24 protein-coding genes are annotated in these 19,348 nt (G+C 64.3%); 15 read left to right on the top strand and 9 right to left on the bottom strand.

Features of this window, described 5'->3' with window-relative positions; translation table 11 throughout:
• Positions 1 to 60 precede the first annotated feature (60 nt).
• From UIB01_RS17680 to UIB01_RS17665, 4 genes are all read left to right on the top strand, one after another.
• Positions 61 to 1,428 carry an MFS transporter gene (locus tag UIB01_RS17680; RefSeq protein ID WP_038663348.1) on the top strand — a complete coding sequence of 456 codons (1,368 nt, stop codon included), beginning with the start codon at positions 61 to 63 and terminating at the stop codon, positions 1,426 to 1,428.
• Positions 1,429 to 1,596: 168 nt separating this feature from the next.
• Positions 1,597 to 2,091, top strand: a complete 495-nt coding sequence (locus UIB01_RS17675) for a single-stranded DNA-binding protein (RefSeq protein WP_015278280.1) — start codon at positions 1,597 to 1,599, stop codon at positions 2,089 to 2,091.
• Positions 2,092 to 2,101: 10 nt separating this feature from the next.
• A complete protein-coding gene (locus tag UIB01_RS17670; protein ID WP_038663346.1) occupies positions 2,102 to 2,986 on the top strand; it encodes a sugar nucleotide-binding protein in 885 nt (294 codons plus the stop codon).
• On the top strand, positions 2,979 to 3,908 hold the full coding sequence (locus UIB01_RS17665) for an NAD-dependent epimerase/dehydratase family protein (protein WP_038663344.1): 930 nt from the start codon (positions 2,979 to 2,981) through the stop codon (positions 3,906 to 3,908). Before UIB01_RS17670 ends, UIB01_RS17665 begins: the two co-directional genes overlap by 8 nt.
• A 71-nt stretch (positions 3,909 to 3,979) precedes the next feature.
• On the opposite strand, the gene UIB01_RS17660 is transcribed toward UIB01_RS17665, so the two are convergent.
• Complete coding sequence (locus UIB01_RS17660) at positions 3,980 to 4,663, bottom strand: OmpW/AlkL family protein (protein ID WP_038663342.1); 684 nt, start codon at positions 4,661 to 4,663, stop codon at positions 3,980 to 3,982.
• 183 nt (positions 4,664 to 4,846) lie between these two features.
• On the opposite strand from UIB01_RS17660, the gene UIB01_RS17655 reads away from it, so the two are divergent.
• Genes UIB01_RS17655 through UIB01_RS17630 form a run of 6 tightly spaced genes read left to right on the top strand, consistent with a single transcriptional unit; the run spans position 4,847 to position 9,756 of the window.
• Positions 4,847 to 5,644, top strand: a complete 798-nt coding sequence (locus UIB01_RS17655) for a DUF3450 domain-containing protein (protein WP_038663339.1) — start codon at positions 4,847 to 4,849, stop codon at positions 5,642 to 5,644.
• On the top strand, positions 5,641 to 6,987 hold the full coding sequence (locus UIB01_RS17650; protein ID WP_038663337.1) for a MotA/TolQ/ExbB proton channel family protein: 1,347 nt from the start codon (positions 5,641 to 5,643) through the stop codon (positions 6,985 to 6,987). Before UIB01_RS17655 ends, UIB01_RS17650 begins: the two co-directional genes overlap by 4 nt.
• Positions 6,980 to 7,525 carry a MotA/TolQ/ExbB proton channel family protein gene (locus UIB01_RS17645; protein ID WP_015278274.1) on the top strand — a complete coding sequence of 182 codons (546 nt, stop codon included), beginning with the start codon at positions 6,980 to 6,982 and terminating at the stop codon, positions 7,523 to 7,525. The genes UIB01_RS17650 and UIB01_RS17645 overlap by 8 nt, the downstream gene beginning before the upstream one ends.
• A gap of 11 nt (positions 7,526 to 7,536) precedes the next feature.
• A complete protein-coding gene (locus UIB01_RS17640) occupies positions 7,537 to 7,950 on the top strand; it encodes an ExbD/TolR family protein (RefSeq protein WP_015278273.1) in 414 nt (137 codons plus the stop codon).
• Complete coding sequence (locus UIB01_RS17635; RefSeq protein WP_038663327.1) at positions 7,950 to 8,663, top strand: energy transducer TonB; 714 nt, start codon at positions 7,950 to 7,952, stop codon at positions 8,661 to 8,663. Before UIB01_RS17640 ends, UIB01_RS17635 begins: the two co-directional genes overlap by 1 nt.
• 1 nt (position 8,664) lies before the next feature.
• The gene (locus tag UIB01_RS17630; protein ID WP_038663324.1) at positions 8,665 to 9,756 is read left to right on the top strand and encodes a tetratricopeptide repeat protein; all 1,092 of its coding nucleotides are present in this window, start codon (positions 8,665 to 8,667) and stop codon (positions 9,754 to 9,756) included.
• Positions 9,757 to 9,801: 45 nt separating this feature from the next.
• Here UIB01_RS17630 and UIB01_RS17625 read toward each other — a convergent pair whose 3' ends face one another.
• The 4 genes from UIB01_RS17625 to UIB01_RS17610 are packed head-to-tail and all read right to left on the bottom strand — an operon-like array spanning position 9,802 to position 12,945.
• Complete coding sequence (locus tag UIB01_RS17625) at positions 9,802 to 10,314, bottom strand: DUF3299 domain-containing protein (RefSeq protein ID WP_038663322.1); 513 nt, start codon at positions 10,312 to 10,314, stop codon at positions 9,802 to 9,804.
• 8 nt (positions 10,315 to 10,322) lie between these two features.
• Positions 10,323 to 11,588: an ABC transporter permease gene (locus UIB01_RS17620; RefSeq protein ID WP_038663320.1), complete on the bottom strand. Its 1,266-nt coding sequence runs from the start codon at positions 11,586 to 11,588 to the stop codon at positions 10,323 to 10,325.
• 3 nt (positions 11,589 to 11,591) lie between these two features.
• Entirely contained in the window at positions 11,592 to 12,299 is a 708-nt protein-coding gene (locus UIB01_RS17615; protein ID WP_038663318.1) for an ABC transporter ATP-binding protein, read from the bottom strand.
• A gap of 16 nt (positions 12,300 to 12,315) precedes the next feature.
• Complete coding sequence (locus UIB01_RS17610) at positions 12,316 to 12,945, bottom strand: DUF2796 domain-containing protein (protein WP_038663316.1); 630 nt, start codon at positions 12,943 to 12,945, stop codon at positions 12,316 to 12,318.
• 93 nt (positions 12,946 to 13,038) lie between these two features.
• Here UIB01_RS17610 and UIB01_RS17605 point away from each other — a divergent pair, with 93 nt between their 5' ends.
• Positions 13,039 to 13,386 (top strand): hypothetical protein, encoded by a 348-nt coding sequence (locus UIB01_RS17605; RefSeq protein WP_038663314.1) that lies wholly within the window; start codon positions 13,039 to 13,041, stop codon positions 13,384 to 13,386.
• Positions 13,387 to 13,411: 25 nt separating this feature from the next.
• On the opposite strand, the gene trxA is transcribed toward UIB01_RS17605, so the two are convergent.
• The gene (gene trxA / locus UIB01_RS17600) at positions 13,412 to 14,281 is read right to left on the bottom strand and encodes a thioredoxin (RefSeq protein ID WP_038663313.1); all 870 of its coding nucleotides are present in this window, start codon (positions 14,279 to 14,281) and stop codon (positions 13,412 to 13,414) included.
• Between the two features lie 205 nt (positions 14,282 to 14,486).
• Between trxA and yedE the strand changes: the two genes are divergently transcribed.
• Positions 14,487 to 15,713, top strand: a complete 1,227-nt coding sequence (yedE, locus tag UIB01_RS17595) for a selenium metabolism membrane protein YedE/FdhT (RefSeq protein ID WP_051605108.1) — start codon at positions 14,487 to 14,489, stop codon at positions 15,711 to 15,713.
• Positions 15,682 to 15,921: a sulfurtransferase-like selenium metabolism protein YedF gene (gene yedF / locus UIB01_RS17590; RefSeq protein WP_023444682.1), complete on the top strand. Its 240-nt coding sequence runs from the start codon at positions 15,682 to 15,684 to the stop codon at positions 15,919 to 15,921. Before yedE ends, yedF begins: the two co-directional genes overlap by 32 nt.
• Before the next feature lie 29 nt (positions 15,922 to 15,950).
• Here the strand turns inward: yedF and thpR are convergent, their stop codons facing one another.
• The 3 genes from thpR to UIB01_RS17575 are packed head-to-tail and all read right to left on the bottom strand — an operon-like array spanning position 15,951 to position 17,564.
• On the bottom strand, positions 15,951 to 16,472 hold the full coding sequence (gene thpR, locus UIB01_RS17585; protein WP_038663309.1) for an RNA 2',3'-cyclic phosphodiesterase: 522 nt from the start codon (positions 16,470 to 16,472) through the stop codon (positions 15,951 to 15,953).
• Between the two features lie 16 nt (positions 16,473 to 16,488).
• A complete protein-coding gene (locus tag UIB01_RS17580; RefSeq protein WP_038663306.1) occupies positions 16,489 to 17,142 on the bottom strand; it encodes a class I SAM-dependent methyltransferase in 654 nt (217 codons plus the stop codon).
• A complete protein-coding gene (locus UIB01_RS17575; RefSeq protein ID WP_038663303.1) occupies positions 17,139 to 17,564 on the bottom strand; it encodes a YbaY family lipoprotein in 426 nt (141 codons plus the stop codon). Before UIB01_RS17575 ends, UIB01_RS17580 begins: the two co-directional genes overlap by 4 nt.
• 113 nt (positions 17,565 to 17,677) lie before the next feature.
• Here UIB01_RS17575 and nrdR point away from each other — a divergent pair, with 113 nt between their 5' ends.
• Both nrdR and ribD read left to right on the top strand, forming a co-directional pair.
• A complete protein-coding gene (gene nrdR / locus UIB01_RS17570) occupies positions 17,678 to 18,145 on the top strand; it encodes a transcriptional regulator NrdR (RefSeq protein ID WP_003281766.1) in 468 nt (155 codons plus the stop codon).
• Entirely contained in the window at positions 18,142 to 19,242 is a 1,101-nt protein-coding gene (ribD, locus tag UIB01_RS17565) for a bifunctional diaminohydroxyphosphoribosylaminopyrimidine deaminase/5-amino-6-(5-phosphoribosylamino)uracil reductase RibD (RefSeq protein WP_038663301.1), read from the top strand. Before nrdR ends, ribD begins: the two co-directional genes overlap by 4 nt.
• The last annotated feature ends 106 nt before the right edge of the window (positions 19,243 to 19,348 follow it).

Genomic DNA, 19,348 nt, shown 5'->3' with positions numbered 1-19,348 from the left:
CTGTGCCGAACAAGGTTGGGCTGCTAGAATCGCCGCCGGTTCATACAAGCGAGACCTTCCATGCAGGACCCCTACAGCGAGCGCATGAGCGCCAGCGAAACACGTGCAGCCTCCGGGCTGGCTCTGGTGTTCGCTTTTCGCATGCTCGGCATGTTCATGGTTTTGCCCGTGCTGGCAACCTACGGCATGGACCTGGAAGGCGCTACGCCAACCCTTATCGGTCTTGCGATAGGTGCTTATGGTTTGACCCAGGCGCTGCTGCAAATTCCCTTCGGAATTCTCTCCGACCGGATCGGCCGCTTGCCGATCATCTATTTCGGCCTGCTGATCTTCGCTGCCGGTGCCGCACTAGCCGCGATGTCGGACAGCATCTGGGGTGTCATCGCCGGGCGCATCCTGCAAGGGGCGGGCGCGATTTCCGCGGCAGTGATGGCGCTGCTCTCCGACCTGACCCGGGAACAGCATCGGACCAAGGCGATGGCCCTGATAGGCGTGAGCATCGGTTTTTCCTTCGCGGTGGCGATGATCGTCGGGCCGTTGCTGACCCGTGCCTTCGGCCTCTCCGGGCTGTTCTGGGTTACCGCCGCGATGGCAGTGCTCGGCGGCGTAATCGTCGCGTTGCTGCCGAAGGCCCAGGCGCATGTGCGCCATCGCGAATCCGGTGTTGCCAAGCAGGCGCTCGGCCTGACGTTGCGCCACCCCGATCTGTTGCGCCTGGATTTCAGCATCCTGGCGCTGCATGCGATCCTGATGGCCAGCTTTGTCGCGCTGCCGCTGGCACTGGTAGAGCAGGGCGCGTTGCCCAAGGAAGAGCATTGGTGGGTCTATCTGACCGCACTGCTGGTCGGCTTCTTCGGCATGATCCCCTTCATCATCTACGGCGAAAAGAAGCGGCAGATGCGTCGCGTGCTGCTCGGCGCGGTTGTGGCATTGCTGGCGTGCGAGCTGTTCTTCTGGTGGTTCGGCAATGGGCTGTGGATGCTGGTGGTTGGCATGGTGGGCTTCTTCGTCGCGTTCAATCTGCTGGAGGCATCGCTGCCGTCACTGATCAGCAAGGTGGCGCCGGCCGGCGGCAAGGGCACCGCGATGGGCGTCTATTCCACCAGCCAGTTCCTTGGTGCCGGCCTGGGGGGCGTGCTGGGCGGCGTCCTGTATCAACAGGGCGGCCTGGCGTTGGTCTTCGCCGGCTGCGCAGCACTCTGTGCGCTGTGGTTCCTGGTCGCCTTCAGCATGCGCGAGCCCCCTTATGTAACCAGCCTGCGCTTGCCGCTCTCCAGCGGTGCGCTGGCCAATTCCGGGCTCAGTGATGAGTTGCTGCAAGTTGCTGGGGTCAGCGATGTACTGATCGTTCTTGACGAAGCCGCGGCCTACATCAAGGTCGATACGCAGCAGCTGGATCGTGATGCGCTGGACCGTCTGGTCGCTTGACCGTTCTATGCTTGCGGCAGCCGCAGGTGCGGAACCCGGCGCAACTTGAAGGGGCGTCGGTTGGTTGTCAGGGGTGGCTGAGGTAAGATTCGCGGTCATCGGGTTCGCTGGTAGCAGGACCGCCATCGGTGAGCCCACTTAATTTCATTGTTCCAAGAGGAGTTACCCATGGCCAGAGGGGTGAATAAAGTCATCTTGATCGGCAATGTCGGCGGCGACCCGGAAACCCGCTACATGCCCAATGGCAATGCGGTGACCAACATCACGCTGGCAACCACCGATAGCTGGAAGGACAAGCAGACCGGCCAGCTACAGGAACGCACCGAGTGGCACCGCGTCGTACTGTTCGGCAAGGTCGCCGAGATCGCCGGCGAATACCTGCGCAAGGGCTCGCAGTGCTACATCGAAGGCCGTCTGCAGACTCGTGAGTGGGAGAAGGACGGCGTCAAGCGCTACACCACCGAAATCGTCGTCGACATGAACGGCAGCATGCAGCTGCTCGGCGGTCGTGGCGGCAGTTCCGATGATGCTCCGCGTCAAGCTCGTCCGCAGCAGCGAGAGCCGCAGCAGGCGCCGCGTCAGCAGGCTCAGCCGCAGCAGCCCGCTGCACGGCAACAGCCGGCGCCGGACTACGACAGCTTCGACGACGACATCCCCTTCTAGAGTGTTCTGAATGCGAATGCGCCTGATGCTGTTGGGCGGCGGCAATGCCCTGGGCCAGGCGCTCATCCGCCTCGGCGCCGAGGAAGATATCGGCTTTCTCGCGCCGCGCCCGCCCGCCCAGGGCTGGGATGCCGCCAGTCTCACCCAGTTGCTCGATGACAACCGTCCGGATGTCGTGGTCAACCTTGCCTACTATTACGACTGGTTCCAGAGCGGGCAGCCCAACGAGCCGGCGCTCGCAGCGCAGGAGCGGGCAGTCGAGCGTCTCGCCGAGCTTTGTCAGCACCACGATTTCGTCTTGTTGCAGCCATCGAGCTACCGCGTATTTGACGGTGCGCGGACCACGGCGTACAGCGAGAAGGACGAAGTCGCACCGCTGGATGCGCGGGGCAGGGCGCTCTGGCGCATTGAGCAGAGCGTGCGCTCGCTATGTCCGCGCCACGTGCTGCTGCGCTTTGGCTGGCTGCTCGATGACAGTCGCGACGGTGTATTGGGGCGTGTTCTGCAGCGGCTCGAGCAGAGCGAACCGATACTGCTCGCGGATGATCGCAGGGGGAACCCAACGCCAGTGGACGATGCCGCGCGGGTGATCCTGGCGGTGTTGAAGCAGCTCGACTGCCAGGCTCCGCTGTGGGGGACGTATCACTACGGCGGACATGAAGCCTCCACCCCTTTGCTGGTCGCACAAGCGCTGCTCGGCGAGGCCGGCAAGTACCGTGATGTGACGACCGCCAACCTGACGGCGGTGGCACACGCCGACTGCTCGGATGCCGCTGCCGAGCCGCAGCACGGCGTGCTTGCCTGCAAGAAGATTTTCACCACTTTCGGCATCAAGCCGCGCGCCTGGCGCACGGGGCTGCCGAGCCTGCTGGAGCGCTATTACCGTCATGGCTGATGCCCCGATTCTGGTCACCGGCGGCGCCGGGTTCATTGGTTCGAACCTCGTAGATGCGCTGCTGGCGCGCGGCTACGCCGTTCGTGTGCTTGATAACCTTTCTACAGGCAAGCGCGAGAACCTGCCGCAAGACCCGCGCGTTGAGCTGATCGTCGGTGACGTGGCTGATGCCGGTTGCGTGCGTCGTGCGGTGCAGGGATGTCGGGCGGTGGTCCACCTAGCCGCGGTAGCGTCGGTGCAGGCGTCGGTGGACGATCCGTTCGGTACTCACCAGAGCAACCTGATCGGCACGCTGAACCTGTGCGAGGCGATGCGCAAGGCGGGTGTGAAGCGTGTGCTGTTCGCCTCGAGCGCGGCGGTCTATGGCAACAATGGCGAAGGCCAGGCCATCGACGAAGACACGCCGAAGGCGCCGCTGACGCCTTATGCTGCGGACAAGCTGGCCAGCGAGCATTACCTAGATTTCTACCGCCGCCAGCATGGCCTCGAGCCGGTGGTCTTCCGTTTCTTCAATATCTTCGGGCCGCGGCAGGATCCGTCGTCACCGTATTCCGGCGTGATCAGCATCTTCACCGAGCGGGCGCAGAAGGGTTTGCCGATAGCAGTATTCGGCGATGGTGAGCAGACGCGAGACTTCCTCTACGTGGCTGACCTGGTCGAAGTGCTGATGCAGGCGCTGGAGGCGCCCGAAGTGATGGAAGGCGCGGTGAATGTCGGGCTGAACCAGGCTACATCGCTGAATCAGCTGTTAGCCGCGATCAGTGATGTTTTGGGTGGGCTGCCCGAGGTGAGCTATCAGGCGGCGCGGCCGGGGGACATTCGGCATTCGCGGGCGAATAATGCCCGGCTGGTGCAGCGCTATCGCCTGCCAGAACCGCCAACCTGCATGCGTGAAGGATTGGCCAAGTTGTTGGGTCTGTAAGCGGATGCCGTAAACACAAAAGGCGCCATAGGCGCCTTTTGTTTGTCTGCGATTCGGCTAAGCCGGTTTCGTCAGAACTTGTAGCCGAGGCCAACCATGTAGACGAAGGGATCTACATCGACGTCGACTTTCACTTTGTCGCCAGCCAAGTAAGTGGTGCCGGTCGTGTCGATATCGATATAGCGAACCTGAGCGTTCAGCATGATGTTGTCGGTAAGCATGTAATCCATGCCTACTTGGGCGGCGAGGCCCCAAGAGTCTTTCATGTCCAGGCCGCTAAATTGCTTGCCTTCAGCTTCGCTACTGAGCTTGGTATCGAAGAACCATGTGTAATTGATGCCGGCACCGACATAAGGTTGAAACGCGGACTTGCTATCGAGTGGGTAGTAAATAACGCTCAGAGTTGGCGGCAAGTGCTTAAGGCTGCCCAGCTTTCCGTTCAGCTGTTCGAAGCCAGCCGGCATGCCCTTCACGCCTACGTCGTGGCTGAATGGGGTTGCCGCGAGCAGCTCGATACCCACCTTATCGGTGACCATATAAGCGAAGTTAAGGCCCAGTTGGGTATCGCTGTTCAGAGTCGCCTTGGTTCCGCCAATGTCACCTAGTAGGGCATGGTTGATGTCACTGCTATCTTCACGCGGATCAACGGTAATCGCACCAGCGCGAACGATGATGTCCCCGGCTTCGAAAGCCTGGGCGAAGGGGGCGGCCAGCGCCAGGGCCAGCGCGGAAGCGGTGAACAGGGTCTTGCGCATGATGATGCTCCGTTTGTTGGAATGCGATTGGGGGCCATGGTAGGGAGTGAGCGCGGGCGCTTTTTGATCCAGCTCAATGAAAGGGGCCTCGGCTACTGCGACGAAACGCCCGGGTTGCTTTGCGTCAATTCACAGATGATAATGTTTCTCTTTTGAGTTAGCGCCCGTCCCAAGGATCCTTCAATGCCTTCCTTCATCCCCCGCCTGCTGGCGGTTGCCGTGCTGCCATGCTGTCTGCAGCTTTACGCCGGGTCGCTGTCCGCGGCTCCGCTGGACGCTGCGCTGGATGAGAGCGAGCGTCTGTCTGCCGAGGCCAAGGCTTCGCAAGCGCGGATCGATCAGCTCGACGACGCCACCCGTGAAATGCTCAACGAGTACCGCAGTGCGTTGCAGCAGACCGAGGCGCTGAAGGCTTACAACAAGCAGTTGCAGGAACTGACGGCGGCGCAGCGCAAGGAGCTGGTCGGCTTTCAGCGCCAGTTGGACAGCATCGAGCGCACGCAGGAAGCGGTAACCCCGCAGATGAGCCGTATGGTCGAGGTGCTGGGTGAGTTCATTGCTGCCGACGTGCCATTCCTGCCCGACGAGCGCGCGGACCGTCTCGCTAGCTTGCAGGACTTGCTCCCGCGAGCCGATGTCAGCCTGGCTGAAAAGTATCGCCGCATCCTCGAGGCGTATCAGATCGAAAGCGACTATGGGCGCACGCTGGAGGCCTGGCGTGGCGAGCTGCCCGGAGACGGAGACGGAGACGGAGACTCGCGCAGCGTGGAGTTCCTGCGGCTGGGCCGGGTGATGCTCTATTACCAGACCCTGGATGCTCACGAGAGCGGCTGGTGGAACCCGCAGACGCGCAGCTGGGAGGTGCTCGATGGCAGCGCCCGGCGCCCGCTGACGCAGGCCATTGCCATCGCCCGCCAGCAGCAGGCGCCTGCCTACCTGCAACTGCCCGTGAAGACCCTGGCCGAGGAGGCCGCGCAATGAGCCGTCTGTTTTCTTTTTTCCTAGTCGCGCTGTTGCCCCTTGCGGCTCATGCGGCAGAACCGCTCAGCCCTGATCAGCTGCTTGAACGTATTCGCAGCGATCGAGCAGCGGAAGTCAGCGCCATGCAGGCGCGCGAACAGGCCTTCGTCCGCGACCGCGGCGAACAGCAGCAACTTCTCTCCCGTGCACGTGCCGCCCTGGCTGAGCAGAAAGCCGAGGCCGAACGGTTGAAAGCCGATTTCGACCGGCAGGAAGCCGAACTGGCCGAGCAGGAGAAGCTTCTGGCACAGCGCGTTGGCCATCTGGGTGAGTTGTTTGGCGTGGTCCGCCAGAGTGCCGGTGATATTGCGGGTCAGTGGCAGGACAGCATGCTCAATGCCCAGTATCCCGAGCGACTCAAGCAGCTGCGCAGCCTGGCGGAAAGCCGCGCCCTGCCTTCTGCCGAAGATCTGGACGCCTTCTGGATGACCCTGCTGGAAGATCTGGCCGCCAGTGGCCGGGTGGAGCGCGTTCCGTTGCCTGTGGTGGGCACCGATGGAGCGCGTCGTGAGCAGTCGGTGCTGCGTGTGGGCAGCTTCTCCGCCTTTACCGACAATGCTTTCCTGCGTTACGACGCCGATGCCCGCGAACTGCTGGTACCGACACGCCAGCCATCCGGCAAAGGCCTGATCGGCGACTACCTGAAAAGCTCCGACGCGCTCGCCACCCTGCCGCTGGACCCGAGCCGCGGCACGCTGATCGCCCAGCTGCAGCGCCAGCCCGATCTGTGGGATCGCGTCAAACAAGGCGGTCTGGTCGGTGGCGTGATTCTGGTGCTCGGCGCCATCGGCCTGCTGCTGGCGATCTGGCGTATGGCTTATCTCGGCGGCGTCGGCCGCAAGGTCGGTAGCCAGATGCGCGAGCTCAACCAACCGCGCGATGACAATCCGCTCGGCCGTATCATCGGCGTGCTGGGCCCCAAGCCTCAGCTATCGGATCTGGAAACCCTGGAGCTCAAGCTGGACGAGGCGATTCTCCAGGAGACTCCGCCACTGGAACGCGGCCAGCCGCTGCTCAAGCTACTCGCGGCCGTTGCACCGCTGCTCGGCCTGCTGGGTACCGTGACCGGCATGATCATCACCTTCCAGGCCATCACCCAGAGCGGGGGTGGCGATTCGCGGCTGATGGCCGACGGTATCTCCCAGGCACTGGTGACCACCGTGCTGGGCCTGGTCGTGGCAATCCCGCTGCTGTTTCTGCACAGCCTGCTGGCCAGTCGCAGCAAGGCGCTGATCCAACTCCTAGAACAGCAGAGTGCCGGTTTGATTGCACTGCATCTGTCGGGGGCGCCACGCCGTGACTGATCTGCGTGCCCACTGGCTGAGTCTGGTCGACAGCGGTCATGCGCTGCTCGATTTCATGACTGCAGGCGGGGTGGTGATGTGGGCGCTGGCGGGCCTGTGCGTGCTGTATTGGACGCTGGTTTTCGAGCGGCTGTGGTTCATGCGGCGGGTCTTCCCGCATTGGGTGGAGTCACGCCGGCAGGCCTGGGCGCAGATGGCCGACGAGCCTGGCAGCTGGCAGCGTGCGGTGCGCTCGGCCTGGCTGGCGCAAGCGCAGCAGCAATTGTCCGGACCTCTACGGCTAAGCAAGACCCTGGTTGCGATGTATCCGCTGCTCGGGCTGCTCGGCACGGTCAGCGGCATGATCGCGGTATTCGACGTGCTGGCGCTGAGTGGCTCCGGTAACCCACGCGGCATGGCCGCGGGTGTCTGGCAGGCGACCCTGCCAACCATGGCTGGCATGGTGCTGGCCATCACAGGATTGTTCAGTCTGGCGCGCCTTGAGCGTATCGCGCGCCAGTCTCTCGACCGGCTGGCTGACCAGCTGCGTCACGACTGAGGATTAGCGGGATGCGTATGCGTCGTCATCATTACCAGCAGGAAGAGGACACCGGCATCGACCTTACGCCGATGCTCGATGTGGTCTTCATCATGCTGATCTTCTTTATCGTCACCAGCTCCTTCATCAAGGAGTCCGGTGTCGAGGTCCATCGTCCGCAGGCGGATACCGCCAGTGCGCAGGACAAAGGCAATATCCTCATTGCCGTCACCGCCGACGGCCAGGTCTGGATCGACAAGCAGGCAGTGGACGTGCGCAGCGTGCGGGCGCATGTCGAGCGGCTGCGTGTGGATCAACCGGAAGGCGCAGTGGTGGTACAGGCCGACCAGGATGCGCGCACCGGGCTGGTGGTGCAGGTCATGGATCAGGCGCGTCAGGCCGGCGTGCAGGACGTCGCGCTGGCTGCCAGCACGGGGGCGCGTTGATGCAACCGCGGCTGGTGCGCTTCAGTCTGGCCTTCGTCGCCGCCTGCGTGGTGGCGCTGCTGCTGTTCGCTCTGATGCTGAGCATGGTCAATCCGCCGCGCAGCAAGATTCAGGAAGACCCGCTGGCGATCGCCAACTTCGTGCGCATGGACGGGCGCAACGAAGACAGCGCCACGCGTTCTCGCCAGCAGGCGCCGCAGCCGCCGCAACCCAAGACGCCGCAACCACCGACACCGCCGACGCCGAACATGGCGACGCCGGATGCGAATCTGCCGAAGCTCGATCTCGATCTGCCGAGCATCAACGCCGGTATTTCCGTCGCCACCGCGCCGGCACCTAGTCTGTCCGGTCTGACGGCTGCGCCGAGCGCCCCTGCAGCCGCTCCAGCGCCGGCCAGTGCGGCAGTGGAAGCGGCGGGTAACCCGGGTGGCCCAGAGCAGGAAGTGATGCCGCTCAATGATGTGCGCCCCGAGTATCCCTATCGTGCGCGGCAGCAGGGCATCGAAGGGCATATCAAGCTGGCCTTCACCATCAACCCGCAGGGTCGCGTGGAGAACATTCGTGTGCTGGAGGCTTCGCCACGTAACGTATTTGATCGCGAGGCTCGGCGTGCCGCGGCCCGCTGGCGTTTCGCACCGCGTACCGAAAACGGTGCGGCGGTATCCCGTGAAGCCGTGAAAACCCTGCACTTCCGCCTGCAAGGAGAACGCTGAGATGCTTCGTCTGCTGCTTGTGCTGACCCTTTCCCTCGCTGCTTCGGTCCAGGCTGCCCAGGCCATCGACCCGGCCGTGTTCATGGCCCTTGAGCGCGCACAGACCGCGCAGAGCAAGGGCGACTACGCGACAGCACGCAAGGCGCTCGAGGGGGTGACCGCCAAGGCCGGCAGCGGTGAAGAGGCGTTGCTCTGGCGCAGCCGTGGTTATCTGGCCTGGGCCGAGGGCAACAATCGCCAGGCACTTGAGTGGTTGGACAAGGCCGTAGCCAGCGGCAAGCTGGATGAAGAACTACTCGCCGGCGAACGGCGCAATCTGGCACGTCTGAATCTGGTCGAGGGTCGCTATGCCAAGGTGGTCAGGCTGTTGGGCTCGGCCAATCAGGCCAACGAAGAAGTGCTGCAGATGCTGGTGCAGGCCTATCAGGGCCTCGGCCAGCACGCCAAGGCGCTGCCCCTGGCCGAGCGCTATGTGCAGGCCAATCCGAAAGCCGGCGATACCTGGTTGCAGTTTCTGGTTGCCGGTAATGCCGAGCTGAAGCGCTATCAAGCGGCTGAAGGCTGGCAGAAAAAGCTGTTGCAGCGCCATCCCGATCAGGCCAAGGCCTGGCGTCAGTTAGCCGGTTTGCAGCAGCTGGCTGGTGCGGAAGATCGTGCGCTGGCCACCCTGCGGGCGGCGCACACCAAGGGGCTGCGCTTCAGCGAGGCCGAGCTGGACAACCTGGTCGCGCTGGCCAGTGCCGCCGGCCAGCCGTGGCAAGGCGCCAAGCTGCTCGAAGGGATGCTGGCATCGCGCTTGCTGCCGAGCAACGCGGCGCGCCAGGAGCGCATGGGTATGCTCTGGTGGCAGGCACGCGAGCGTACCGAAGCTTCAAAGATCTACCGCCAGTTGGCGACCCAGACGGGCAGCGCCAAGTTCTGGATGAACGTCGCCCAGCTCGAACTGGAACAAGCGCGCTGGCAGGCCGGGCTCGAAGCGCTGAAACAGGCGGAGCGGGCCGGCGCAGAGCGTCGTCGGGTGCGCGAATGGCGCGAGTGGGCCGAAGGCGAGCTCAGCTTCGAGCGCGAACGGCAGGTCGCCAGCGCACACTGATCAGACTGGCAAAACGTAATCGCCGCCGCGTTGGCCGACTGGCGTTTATTGCAGCTCGTAGGGATAGATCTTCTGTGCCTGCATGCGGTAACCCGCCTCCGCCAGCTCGCTGCTGGCGTGTTCGACGCTGAGGGGCCCCTCGATCCAGAACGGCTCGTATAGCGCATCCACCCGCACGCCCAGTTCGCTGGTGGCATGCACGATCTGGTTGGACGGCGGTGGCGGCACATGGATGCAGGCGCCGAAATACGGCACCAGCAGGAATTCGGTGACGCGACCTTCGTCGGTCATGTCCAGAGGCACGATATAGCCCGGCAACTTCACCATCTGACCATCGAGTGCTTCGACGACAGGCGCGGCCGGTGATTGCTGCGCGGCGGCTGGCCCTGCCTCGGCAGCCAGCGCATCGGCGAGCTGCGACATGTCATGTATCGCCAGCGGCGGCGGTGGTGGCGGCGCGCCTTCGGGAATTAGCTCTGCCCACTGCAGCAGACGGACTTCGGCTGCGTGCACGGGCAGCACGCAGACTAGGAGCAGGGCGATCAACAGGCGCGACATCGGGTTCCTCACAGTCGAATCGACAGGCCATCGGCCAGCGATTGGCGATAGGCACGCCAGGCCGGCACGCTGCCCATCAGCAGTGCCGCCAGCAGGATAGCGCCGAGCAGACTCCACTCATAGCTGCTCGGCCAGGCAAGCGGTAGAAACAGGCCGTAGAGGCTCTGCAGCGGTGACTGCGCCACGGCGATGCCGAGATAGAGCAGTGCCAGGCCCAGCAGTGTTCCAGCCAATGCCAAGCCGAACGCCTCGATGATCAGCAGGGCGGCGATATGCCAGGGACGGGCACCAACTGAGCGCAGGATCGCCATCTCGCGGCGGCGCTCGTTCAGGCTGGTGAGGATCGCCGTCAGCATGCCGATCAGGCCGGTCAGCACGACGAACAGTGAAACCGCGAACAGCGCCTTCTCGGCCGTACCCATCAGGCTCCACAGTTCCTGCAGGGCGACGCCGGGCAGAATCGCCAGCAGCGGCTCGCCGCGGTACTCGTTGATTTCCCGCTGCAGGGTGAACGTCGCGATCTTGCTGTTGAGGCCGAGCAGAAAGGCGGTGATCTGCTGTGGCTGAAGATCGAGCTGGCGCGCCTGCTCTGCGTCGATACGCGCCGCGCCGCGGGCCGGCATACCGTTCTGCCAGTCGACATGCAGCGCTTCCATGCCTTCAAGGCTGATGTGCAGGGTGCGATCGACCGGCGTACCGGTGCGCTGCAGCACGCCGACCACACGGAACGGCTTGTCCTCATGTTGAACCAGGCTGACCCGCGCTACGCCGTGGGCGAGGACGATGCTGTCATCCAGCTGGTAGCCCAGCGCGCTGGCCACTTCGGCGCCCAGTACAACCTCGAACGGGTCGCCTTCGAAGACGCGGCCTTCGCCCAGCTGCAGTGGCTGTTTGCGGCCGTAACGGTAGTGCTCGAAGTAATTGGTGCTGGTGCCCATCACGCGATAACCGCGATGGGAGTCGCCGAGGGAAATTGGGATTGCCCAGTCGACCCGCGGGTGCTCGGCGAAGCGTTGGTAACTGTCCCAGCGAATATTGTTGGTCGCATTGCCGATGCGGAATACCGAGTACAGCAGCAGGTTGACCGAACCGGAACGGGCGCCGACCACCAGATCGGTACCGCTAATGGTGTTGGCGAAGCTCGCGCGGGTTTCATTGCGCACCCGTTCAACGGCGAGCAGCAGGCACACTGACAGGGCGATGGCGAATACCGTCAGCAGGGCAGTGAAACGGCGATTGTTCAGGCTCGCCAGGGCCAGGCGCAGGAGATACATCGGCTAAAGCTCCGGATTGCTGGCTGCGCGGTTCAGCTCGGCCAGTGACAGGCTGCGGTCGAACAACGGCGCAAGGCTCTGGTCATGGCTGACGAACAGCAGGCTCGCGCCGGCCGCGCGGCATTCGGAGAACAGCAGGTGCAGGAAGGCTTCGCGGCTATCTGCATCCAGCGCCGAGGTCGGCTCGTCGGCGATGACCAGTTCCGGTTGGCCGATCAGGGCGCGAGCGGCCGCAACGCGCTGCTGCTGGCCGATCGAGAGTGCGTCGGCTCGCCGCTCGAACAGCTCCGGGGACAGTCCCAGATGCTCCAGCAGGCTCGCCGCCGCGGCATCGGTGCTGCCGTGACGCTTGCGCGCACGTTCGGCACGTAGCCGCGAAAAATGGCAGGGCAGACTGACGTTTTCACGCACCGAGAGAAAAGGCAGCAGGTTGAACTGCTGGAAGATGTAGCCGGTGTGATCGACGCGGAAGCGGTCCCGGGCACCGGCCGAAAGGCGGCCAAGATCATGGTCGAGCAGGCGAATGCTGCCGCGGCCGGCTTTCTGCACGCCGCCGATCAGCCCGAGCAGGGTGGTCTTGCCACTGCCTGAAGGGCCCTTGAGAAAGAGACTTTCGCCACGCTCGACGCGAAACGTGGGAATGTCCAATAGCTCGGCCTGGCGAGGCCAGGCGAAGCCGAGACTGTCGATTGCAAGTAGAGGAGCAGTCATCGAGGTCCAGTGTGTTTTAGAAGGGTAGCTGCGAGCGTGCCGGCGTCAGCTCCGCGCCCTGCTGACCGTTTGGGCCGATCAGTTGTACCTGAATCTTTTCCGTGCCGGGGAAGCTTTCGAACAGCCCTTTCAGCTCCAGTGCGCGCAGCGCCTCAGGGTTGCTGCAGTCGAACTGGTAGTGCGCTTCGATATCGCTATGGCCGGCGGCCTCATGGTCGTCGTGATCGTGCTTATGCTCCTGCTTGTGATCATGTTGATCGCCGCGCTGATATCCCGCATGTGCCGAGCCGAGCAGTTCGCCGGCAAGCTGCTGTTCACTCACGCTGCAGCCTGCCGCCGCCGGCAGGCCGAACAGGGCCTGGGGTTGCTCCAGTTGCGAGCGGACGCTGGCAATCTTCGCTTCATCCGCCGCATTGGCCGGTGCGTGCTCGAAACCCAGCAGATTCATCGCCGGACTGATCAGCTCCAGTTCCAGCCGCTTGCCGTCGAGTGCGGCATTCAGGCGCGCCGCGCCATGCTCATGCGCGCCCAGGCTTGAGGCCTCTTCGTGCTCATGGTGATGGTGTTCTTCGTGCGCGTGGCTGTAAGTCAAAGGCAGCAGAAGCACAGGCACTGCGAGCAGTAGGTGGCGCATGGTCAGCTCCATTGTGATAAGGCGTTACCTTATAACAACTTTGCCGCACCGCTGGCCAGCCCGTTGCCGTCATGTGAGCATGAGCCATCACTCAGGAGACGCAGCATGATTCGAATTCGCGGACGTATAGGGGATTGGCCGGTCGATCTCGAGATCGAGCTTGAAGAGCGTGACTGGTCGCAGTTGGCGCGCGGCTTTGCCAATGCCGGCGTGACCGGCAGTGTTCCGACGACTGCGACGCCTGCCGCCGATGCGCTTTGGCACAGCGCCCGCGAGCGCCTGCGCTGCGCTGGCAAGCTGGACGGCCCGGAGTTGCTCGCCGAACTGGAGGCGCTTACGGGCAACGCTCAGCTGGCCAAGCGGCTGCTGGTGCGGTTGCGCCACTGTGACGAGGTTAAGGTCGAGCACGGTGCCGACTCGCCCTGTTACCACTGGATTGGCGAGCCTTCCTGAAAGGCTCGCCTGCTGTTGCGAACGATCAGTAGATCGCCTGATAGAGCTTGCGGCGGTACAGCGTCACCAGCGGATGGTCGTTGCCGAGCAGCTCGAAGACCTGCAGCAGCGTCTTGTGCGGTTGCCCGTCGGCATAGTTGCGATTGCGCACGAACAGCTTGAGCAGGCCGTCGAGCGCCGCCTCGTATTGCTGGCGCGCCAGCTGCTGGATCGCCAGCTGATAAGCCGCTTCATCGTCCCCGCCGTTCTGTGCCAGGCGACTCTTCAATGTGGCTACTTCCGGCAGGTCGTTAGCCTGGCGCAGGAAGGTCAGCTGAGCGCGCGCACCGGCCAGAGCCTGCTTGTGCTCGTCGCCTTTCACCGCATTGAGCACCGTTTCCGCTTCGGCCAGCTCGGCGCGTTCGGCCAGGCAGCGGGCATACAGAATCAAACCGGCGCCGTTCTCGTTGTCTTCGCTGAGCAGTTGCTGCAGCTGCGCTTCCGCCTCGGCGAAACGGCCTTCGGCGAACAATGCCTGGGCGCTTTCCAGCAGGTTGCCCTGTGGGGTTTCCGGGGCCTGTACGTGCGGCTCGAGCATGGCGCGAATCGCGGATTCCGGCTGTGCACCGGCAAAGCCGTCCACCGGCTGACCGTCCTTGAACAGCACCACGGTCGGCAGGCTGCGAATGCCGAAGCGGGCGACGACTTCCTGCTCGATGTCGCAGTTGACCTTGGCCAGCAGCAGCTCGCCCTGATACTCCTCGGCGATCTTCGCCAGCATTGGCATCAGCGCCTTGCACGGCGCGCACCATTCGGCCCAGAAGTCGACCAGTACCGGCTTGTGAAACGAGTTCTCGAGCACCAGCTGCTCGAAGCTGGTGGTGGTGACATCGAAGATGTAGGGCGTCTGGCTCATCGGGATTCTCGTGGCAACGAATGTCAGGAAAGGCGTGCATGGTATGTGGGGGCGCCCGCCACGGGAAGCAAGGGCTCGCATGCCCGCGGCCATTGGTCTATGGTTGCGCCCGCCGGATGGCACGGCTCTTTGCCGGCTCATCGTGGCGCAACCCTTTTCCTAGACCGGTGCGGCGTTTGCAGTCGCGCGTCATAAGGAGCTTCACATGTCCGTTCTCTCCGACTTCTGGGAGCGCTACCTCGTGCGCTTCTGGTCGCCGCTGCCCGCGCTTGTCGCGCTGGGCGTCGCTTCCGCTTACTACTTCGCCATAACTGGCACCTTCTGGGCCGTCACCGGGGAGTTCACTCGCTGGGGTGGGCACGTCATTTCCTGGTTCGGCTACGCACCCGAGGAGTGGAGCTACTTCAAGCTGATCGGCCTTGCCGGCACGCCGCTCGATCGCATCGACGGCGTGATGATCATCGGCATGTTGCTTGGCGCACTGTGTGCGGCGTTGTGGGCAAACAACGTCAGCCTGCGCTGGCCGACCAGCAAGCGCCGCTTGTTGCAGGGGCTGATCGGTGGGGTGATCGCCGGGTTCGGCGCGCGCCTGGCGATGGGCTGCAACCTGGCGGCTTTCTTCACCGGGATTCCGATGTTCTCGCTGCACGCCTGGGCGTTCATGTTGGCCACCGTGGGTGGCGCCTGGATAGGTGTGAAAATTTGCCTGTTGCCCTGGTTGCGCACGCCGCTGAAGGTCGGCAGCCAGGCCAGTTCGCTGTTCGGCGATGCGGAAGGCACGCGGCGGCGGGCCACGGTGCAGGCCCGGATCGGCACGGCGGTCGCGGTGCTTGCGGTCGCCTTCGCCGCCTGGCGTTTCGATGCCTCGCTGGTGCTGGGCATGGCGGTGCTGTTCGGCTTGTTGTTCGGCGGGCTGATCGAGCGCGCACAGATCTGCTTTACCAGTGCCGCGCGCGACCTCTGGACCACCGGCCGAACCCGCGTGGCCTACGGCATCCTGCTGGGCATGGCTGTGGCCTGCGTCGGTACTTTCGGTGCCATCGGGCTAGGGGCAAGTCCGAAGATTTTCTGGATGGGGCCGAACGCAATCATCGGTGGCGTGCTGTTTGGCATCGGTATCGTCGTTGCCGGCGGCTGCGAAACCGGCTGGATGTATCGCGCCATGGAAGGGCAGGTGCACTTCTGGGTTGTCGGCGTCGGCAATGTCATCGGCGGCACGCTGGTGGCGGTCTACTGGGACGAGCTCGGCACCTCGCTGGCACTGCCCTATCCGAAGATCAATCTGCTCGAGAGCTTTGGTCCGGCCAGTGGCTTGCTGCTGACCTTCGCCGGCCTGGCCGTCGCCATGTTGCTGGTGCACCTCAACGCCCGTCGTTTCCAATCGAAAAGGAGCCCTGCCCGTGAGCCAGGCCAAACCGAATCTCTCGCTTGATCTGCGTGGCGAGCATTGCCCGTACAACGCCATCGCTACGCTGGAAACCCTGGAAACCATGCAGCCGGGGCAGTTGCTCGAAGTGGTGACCGACTGCTCGCAGTCGGTGCATGGCATCCCCGAGGACGCCAAGGCCAAGGGCTACAACTGCCTGGCGGTGGAACAGCACGGTCCGTTGTTTCGTTTTCTGATCGAAGTACCGCGTTGAGCGACAGCGCCATTGCAGCCTTCGGGTTGCTATGGCGCAGCCAGCGGCCAGCTGCCCAGTTCGTCGTAGTGCACACCATCCTCGGTATTGCGTGAGCGGTAGAGCACGAATCGATCGACGTGCCAGCTGAAATCCGGAGCCGGCTTCTGCGGTCGGCATCGGGCCTGGCGGCTCAACGTCAGGTGCGGCAGGAAGGGGCGGCAGTCGAGAATTACGCCAAGCGCCGCCAACCGCTCGCTCAGCGCTTCGACAAGCTGCAGGAGTGCGGGAGGCGTGGTGCTGGGCTGCAGGCAGATGAAACCTTTTCCGATAGTGGTCAGGCGGTCGAGGGTGAGGCTGAAGGAATCGGTCTGCACCGTCGCCGCCATCTGCAACAGGGCGTCGAGATGATCCTTCGGCTGTGCGCCGAGAAATGCCAGGGTCAGGTGCAGGTTGTCGCGTGGCACCGCTCGGCCGTCGATCGCCTGGTCGTCCCGCCACGCGCAGATCGCTGCCGCTTGCTCGGGCGGGCAGGGTAGCGCGAAGAACAGCCGCAGGTTTTCCTCGCTCATGGTGGTCTCCGTGCGACTAGCGCGTCGCGTGATAGAGGCTGACCTGGCGAAACTCTGCCGGCTCGGCCAGATCCGGCCAGGTGCAGGCATCCAGCACGTCCAGGCGCCGGTACAGCGGGTGGGCGAAATCGCGCACCCGCGAATCGGCCACCAGCGCTTCGCGTCCACGACTGAGGAAGTGATCCAGCAGCGGCAGATTGGCGCGGTCGTAGAGCACATCGGCCACGACGATCAGATCGTAGCGATCCGCCTCGGCGAAGAAGTCTTGGGAATAGCGTAGCTCGACGCCATTGAGCACGGCGTTGGCCTGGCAGGCGGCGAGCGCCAGCGGGTCGAGATCGCAGGCCACCACTTCGGCAGCGCCTGCCTTGGCGGCGGCGATGGCCGCGACACCTGAGCCGGCACCGAAATCCAGCACGCGCTTGCCGCGCACCCACTCGGGGTTTTCGGCCAGCCAGCGCGCCAGCACGAGGCCGCTGGCCCAGCAGAAGCTCCAGTACGGCGGGTCTTCGAGTATCCGCCGGGTTTCCTCGGGGCTGAAGGCGCGGTCCATATTGGCGGCGTCGATCAGCCAGAGTCGCAGATCGGTGCCCGGCAGCGGCTCGGCAACCAGGCGTGCGTCGCCCAGCAGTTCGTTCAGTGCCGCCTGTAATGCGGCCGGTGCGCTCACGGCGCCGGAACCAGCTGCAGCGGGCCGAGCGCCTGGCTGGCGGGGCTGGATATGGTTCGCGGCGGCAGCCGCATGATCAGCTGGCCGGCCCGGGTGACCCGGCCGCGCAGCTCGACACGCTGGCCGGTGGGAAAGGCGTCGGGGTTGAACTGCAGGATGAAGGGCAGTTGGCTATCGCGGCCTTTGAGCTGGACATTGCTGAGCAGGCGGTCCGGCTGGTCGCGACGATCGACCTCCAGCAGTGCCAGCTCCACGTCGCTGCCAGCCGGCGCGCCGATCAGGCTACCGCTCAGTTCGTTGAGCAGTTTGGAGTGCGGGGCGGTGCTCAGCTCGACCGGTGCGGTCGGCGCTTCGCTGGGCTTACTGCTGCAGCCGGCGAGCAAGGCCAGGAAGGCAGGGAGAACGAAAAAACGTGGCGGCACGGACAGCCTCCTGAACGACGATTGCGGGCTTGTATAGCAGCAAAGCCGTCGCCTTGTCTTGCCGGTCGGATGCGCTACCATGGCCGTCCCGACGTACGACCGATTTCAGCCAAATGCATTGTCCCTTCTGTGCCGCCAACGATACCAAGGTCATCGATTCCCGCCTGGTTGCCGAAGGCGATCAGGTGCGCCGTCGCCGCGAGTGCCTGGCCTGTGGCGAGCGCTTCACTACCTTCGAAACCGCTGAACTGGTGATGCCACGACTGATCAAGTCCGATGGCAGCCGCCAGCCGTTCGACGAGCAGAAACTACGCGCCGGTATGCAGCGCGCGCTGGAGAAGCGTCCGGTCAGCGTCGAGCGCCTGGAAGCTGCGATCGCCCATATCAAGCATCAGCTGCGCGCCACCGGCGAGCGCGAAATAAAGTCGCGGGTGCTCGGCGAACTGGTGATGGCCGAGCTGCAGAAGCTCGATGAGGTCGCCTATATCCGCTTTGCTTCCGTCTATCGCCGCTTTCAGGACCTCAACGAATTCCGTGAGGAAATCGAGCGCCTGTCCCGCGAGCCAGCGAAGCCCGAATGACCACCGATCACGCCTGGATGGCCCGCGCACTGCAGTTGGCGCGTAAGGGGCTGTATTCGACCCACCCGAACCCGCGGGTCGGCTGCGTCATCGTCGCTGATGGTGAGTTGGTCGGTGAAGGCTGGCACGTGCGTGCCGGTGAGCCGCATGCTGAGGTCCACGCGTTGCGCCAGGCGGGCGAGCGCGCCCGCGGCGCCACCGCCTACGTCACCCTCGAACCCTGCAGTCATTACGGGCGCACGCCGCCCTGTGCCGAAGCGCTGGTCAAGGCCGGTGTCGGGCGGGTGGTGGCGGCTATGCAAGACCCCAACCCGCAGGTCGCCGGGCGTGGCCTGCAATTACTGCGCAGCGCCGGCATCGAAGTCGCCAGCGGCGTGCTGGAAGCCGAGGCGCGGGAGCTCAACTGCGGCTTTATCAAGCGTATGGAAAGCGGCCTGCCGTTCGTTCGCGCCAAACTCGCGATGAGCCTGGACGGGCGCACCGCGATGGCCAGCGGCGAGAGTCAGTGGATCACCGGGCCGGCGGCACGCGCCGAGGTGCAGCGCCTGCGCGCTCGCTCCAGCGTCGTGCTGACCGGCGCCGATACGGTGCTGATGGACGCCGCGCGGCTGACCGTGCGTGGCGATGAACTGGGGCTGGACGCGGAAACCACCGCGCTGGCGCTGCAGCGCCAGCCGCTGCGGGTGCTGGTCGATGGTCGGCTGCGAGTGCCGCTGGATGCGCCGTTCTTTCAGGCTGGTCCAGCGCTGGTCGTCACGGCGGTCGCTGGTTGCGAGGAGACCTATCGTCGCGCCGGCCATCAGGCGCTGGTGCTGGGACAGGAGCGGGTCGACCTGACCGCGCTGCTGCGCGAGCTGGCTGCCCGTGGTGCCAACGAGGTGCTGGTCGAGGCCGGCCCGCGGCTGGTCGGTGCGTTCGCCAGTCTCGGCCTGATCGACGAATACCAAGTGTTCATGGCAGCCAAGTTTCTCGGCTCCACGGCGCGCCCGCTGCTGGAGCTGCCTCTGGAACGCATGAACGAGGCGCGCGAGCTGAAGATTGTCGACATCCGTGCGGTGGGTGACGACTGGAAAATCGTGGCGCGCCCGGCCAGCTGATCGGCAACCCGTGCCGGCAGCGTCTGCCGATAGCCTTCGTCTTGCACCCTCATAGCTGCTATCTGGCGATATCGGGCTGCCCCGCGCCGCTATTTGTGTTAAAAAC

It is taken from the genome of Stutzerimonas decontaminans (genome assembly GCF_000661915.1).
Lineage (GTDB): Bacteria > Pseudomonadota > Gammaproteobacteria > Pseudomonadales > Pseudomonadaceae > Stutzerimonas > Stutzerimonas decontaminans.
Note: the sequence above shows the minus strand (reverse complement) of the source record. Positions and strands in the feature narration are given on the sequence as shown.